Source organism: Mongoliibacter ruber, from assembly GCF_003003005.1.
Classification (GTDB): domain Bacteria; phylum Bacteroidota; class Bacteroidia; order Cytophagales; family Cyclobacteriaceae; genus Mongoliibacter; species Mongoliibacter ruber.
Map to the genome: position 1 here is coordinate 1 of NZ_PVTR01000032.1, position 4,082 is coordinate 4,082.

Genomic DNA, 4,082 nt, shown 5'->3' on the forward strand with positions numbered 1-4,082 from the left:
CCTATGCTTGATGAACCGCCGTATACGAGACCCGTACGTACGGTGGTGTGAGGGGTGCTCCGCAGGCTTATGGCCTGCGGCCATCCACTCGATTATACACCGTTTTTCTATTCTTCATTTGTCTTTACAAAACGATTTTTTTTTATTTTCCATTCATTCGTCAGACTGTCGAAAGCAAATCTTATGTCAGGTTGGTATCCATTTGTCCCACCACAACCCACAGTAATTTTAGCCTTTCTAAAACGCATTCCTTTGTAAAAATGAAGTTTTCTTTTTCCTGTAAATCCTATATAACCAAAATTTATGTCAACCGTGTCTTTGGATATTATGTTGTGAACAACTCTTAAAACATTAATTGTCCGTTTCTCTTTTATTGATAAGTCAATTAACTCGTCTGTCGTCAGGAATTTATACCTGTCCGGAACGTTTAAGTTTTTAATTCTACTTCCGTATTCGTTCATTTCAACGTAATGCCATCCACTCTGTAAAAGTAAATCAAACCTGTGGTTTAAAGCTTTTACATATAAACTGTCCAGTAATTCAGGTTCAATTTTATTTATGAGACTTCCGTCTTCGTCAAGTTTGTTTTCTTGCCCGAAAGTCAAAAGTCCAATTAGTGTCAATATGATTGTTAGTGTCGTTCTCAAAATGGTGTATAACGGTCCGCGGCTAAGAAACGTGGGGCATTTCGAAGCAACTAACTATGAATCTAAGATTAAGATAAATACGGGAATTAAACCTTCCATATGCAAATATCCGCCCCAAGCTTCTTAGGTGCTGTGTGTGCCTTGAATGGTGAATATAGTTCATTTAAATGAGCGTTCCAACGGGTGAAAGTCCCTTAAGCGCGGGCGTAACGTCCCGAAGCCAAGCAAGTGGCAAGCTGGTTTGCCGTGAGGCATGCAGTGAAGTAAGCCAGACTGCGGTGTCTGTACTGACGAACAGAGCCTGTCCCGAAAATCGGGAAACCATATACGGAGGCTATGAGGTCGGATGAGGTGACACATCATACCGAAGTCCGAACCTTCCGCAAGGGAGGAAGTGCCGAAGTAGTAGATATGGCAGAGATAGGCACAAGGATATTCACCTTACCAAGGGAGATCTTGGAATAGACTAGGTTTCTATGAGCCAAGAAGTCAGCCGAAGTCATAGTAGCTACTGGAAACAAGCCCTGAAATACAGGGAAGACTTACAAGGTAGTGAAGGACCGAACATCAGGTGAAGTGAAAATTCGATAGGGAGCCACCGTGTAGCCCTATCTTAAAAGTAGCGGAAAGGGATAGTCGGTGAAAAGAGCGGCTATCCTATGCTTGATGAACCGCCGTATACGAGACCCGTACGTACGGTGGTGTGAGGGGTGCTCCGCAGGCTTATGGCCTGCGGCCATCCACTCGATTATGCGGTCGGCTTTCTTGTCTGTCCTGATTATCGTTTTTCGAATTCACTTAAAAGTCTGTTTAATATTTCTATTTTTTCATTGTCAACTGGTTCGGTTTGGCAAAGTTGGTCAACCATCATATTGATGTCGTTAAATTGATTGTCTGTCGTGATTTTACCTTTTTCTATTACTTTGTCAACTCGCTCAAAAAAAGATTTAAAAATGTCAACGTCATACTTGGTTTTGTCTTGCAGATACTTGTTGAATTTCAAGTCACCTGTTTCTACTTGCATTTCTGTCAAGTCACGAAACCATTGTTTTAGCCTTGTCAGCCTTCCTTTTTGATAGTGTTCTTCTGTTTGTATTTTAAGTCCTTTGTAATGTTCACTAGAGTCAAAGTCCGCACTCTTGATTTGCATTATTTTGTTCTCAAGGTAATAGTCAAGTGTCGCCAAGACCAAGTCTCGATACTTTGTAAGTTCTGCCTGTTTTTGGTCTTTATTGAGTTTTCCTTCATTCATTTTCGTGCTTGGTCTTTATATTGTTCAACAAATTCCTTCGCGTCCCGAAGATTATCAGGATACTTTGCATAATTCTGAAAGTTCGTCACTCCATTTTTGGTTTCAACTATTTCGTATATGTGCTGATAATAAAATCCATTTTCAATTAGAAACTTAACCGTTTCCCATTTTTTGTCTTCTGTCTTTTTAGGTGGTCTAAATCGGTGAGGCAAAAGTGTCATTGATTTGCCGCAATCAGGGCAATTAGCTTCTCTTCTGTCATTAAAGTCAGTTCCTTGGCTAAATGATTTTTTACATTCTAAACAAACTACTTTATGTCCCATTGTCTATGTTGTAGTGTCTTTTTAAGCTGCCGCATAACGTTTTCGGGCTTTGCGTTCGGGCGGGTTTCGGAGCACAAAACTGTCAACCAGCACTACACTAGAATAGAAGCACAAAGCTCCAAGTTTGCACGTCATCCCGCCTGACGCAAAACCCGTGTTGGCAGCTGCCATTCTATCTTGTAACTGATATTCCGACATATTTACTCCAAAATTCAGGCGATTTTAGGCTGTAATCAAAAAGGTCTTTGTCATCACTTTCTCTGCACTCTGATTCAAATTTTTTGAGGTCAAATTCAATTTCGTCCATCAGTTCTATCGCTTTTTTATTTCGTCTATTCGATATGTCAAGTTCATAATATTTTTCACTACTAACTCTAAGTAGATTAGCTTCAATGGATGTGTCAAATGTGTCGCCAGTGTATGAATTATATTCCCAGTATTCATCTCTCATGTGAAGAAATAAAAACCTGCCAAATTCATATTGTGGTGCTGGACAATCATAAATCATCTTTTTTAATGCTGATATTTTCGATTTGATATTATCCCAATTATGCTCACATTCATTGTCTTCACTATCATCTAAATTTAAAATCAAATCTTCAGATATTTTTTCACCAGCATCTTTTAGTTTTTGTGCGAGTTCTCCGTTTATTGTTTCAGCATCTTTAAGATTTAAGGTAATGCTTTCAATTTCTGATTGCTGCTTGTTGACTTTGTCTTTGAGTGCTGTTAATTCAGTAGTAGGAATTTCGGTCGTCTCTTTTATTTCAATTGTCCCTTCACCAAATTGATATATTCTCGTTGTTCCAATACCTTTTAGTTCAGCTTCTCCTATTAAAGACCAAAGTCGTGGATTGTCACTATTCTTTACCAATTCAAATGATGTTAAGGCTGTTCCTGTTCTGCAATATTTTGCAATTCTCGCACATCTGTCAATTGGTGTTCCTTGAGGGTCAGGTTCATTATGCCCATCGTATTCTAAAAAATAAACTTGACCGAAATCTAGTGCGATTTTTATTGTAGTTGGCTCTCCGGTAATTTCTGACAAGTCTCTTTGTAAGTCTTTAATTCTATTCAACAGGTTGATTGCATCATTTATTTTGCTTGCTCTAGGAAATACAGCCATCAATTCGTCACCTATATATTTAACTACTCGTCCTCCACACTCTGTAATGTATTCTTTAACAATTTCAGAAAATTGTCTTACTCTCAGAATCCACTTTTCGGGTGTCTCAATGTTTGCGGTCTTAAACTTGGTTGAATCTACCATATCTATGAACATTACAACAGTCTCTTGAAAACCTGCTCTTATGTTTTTTATGGTTTCAGTTTCTTGAGAAATAATTTCTTCCTTCCTTTGTCTAATTGCTTCCAAAGTATCAAGTTGCTTGTCTACCGATTCAGGTTTCTTATTCTCAAATAGATTTTTTGCCATATTTCTTTTCGTGTTAGTTACTGTCTAATTATGGTTGCTGCCAACGTTTCGCAGCTACCCGAAGGTGGCGATTTCGGAGCACTTCACTGTCAACCAAGCACAAACTTTGATAGAAGCAGAAAGCTTCATTATACCACTGAACCGCCACTTTTGGGTAGGTGCTGTGTGTGCCTTGAATGGTGAATATAGTTCATTTAAATGAGCGTTCCAACGGGTGAAAGTCCCTTAAGCGCGGGCGTAACGTCCCGAAGCCAAGCAAGTGGCAAGCTGGTTTGCCGTGAGGCATGCAGTGAAGTAAGCCAGACTGCGGTGTCTGTACTGACGAACAGGAACCATATACGGAGGCTACGAGGTCGGATGAGGTGACACATCACACCGAAGTCCAAACCTTCCGTAAGGGAGGAAGTGCCGAAGTAGTAGATATG

5 protein-coding genes are annotated in these 4,082 nt (G+C 39.6%); 1 reads left to right on the plus strand and 4 read right to left on the minus strand.

Annotated elements, in window-relative coordinates; translation table 11 throughout:
* Positions 1-107: 107 nt before the first annotated feature.
* Positions 108-647: an MDR/zinc-dependent alcohol dehydrogenase-like family protein gene (locus tag CLW00_RS21050; RefSeq protein ID WP_211300243.1), complete on the minus strand. Its 540-nt coding sequence runs from the start codon at positions 645-647 to the stop codon at positions 108-110.
* Between the two features lie 336 nt (positions 648-983).
* Between CLW00_RS21050 and CLW00_RS21800 the strand changes: the two genes are divergently transcribed.
* Positions 984-1,112, plus strand: a complete 129-nt coding sequence (locus CLW00_RS21800) for a hypothetical protein (protein WP_281257467.1) — start codon at positions 984-986, stop codon at positions 1,110-1,112.
* 313 nt (positions 1,113-1,425) lie between these two features.
* On the opposite strand, the gene CLW00_RS21055 is transcribed toward CLW00_RS21800, so the two are convergent.
* The 3 genes from CLW00_RS21055 to CLW00_RS21065 form a co-directional block, all read right to left on the minus strand.
* Positions 1,426-1,899, minus strand: a complete 474-nt coding sequence (locus tag CLW00_RS21055) for a hypothetical protein (RefSeq protein WP_106135688.1) — start codon at positions 1,897-1,899, stop codon at positions 1,426-1,428.
* Positions 1,896-2,222: a hypothetical protein gene (locus CLW00_RS21060; protein WP_106135689.1), complete on the minus strand. Its 327-nt coding sequence runs from the start codon at positions 2,220-2,222 to the stop codon at positions 1,896-1,898. Before CLW00_RS21060 ends, CLW00_RS21055 begins: the two co-directional genes overlap by 4 nt.
* 172 nt (positions 2,223-2,394) lie before the next feature.
* On the minus strand, positions 2,395-3,657 hold the full coding sequence (locus tag CLW00_RS21065; RefSeq protein ID WP_106135690.1) for an adenylate/guanylate cyclase domain-containing protein: 1,263 nt from the start codon (positions 3,655-3,657) through the stop codon (positions 2,395-2,397).
* Positions 3,658-4,082 lie beyond the last annotated feature (425 nt).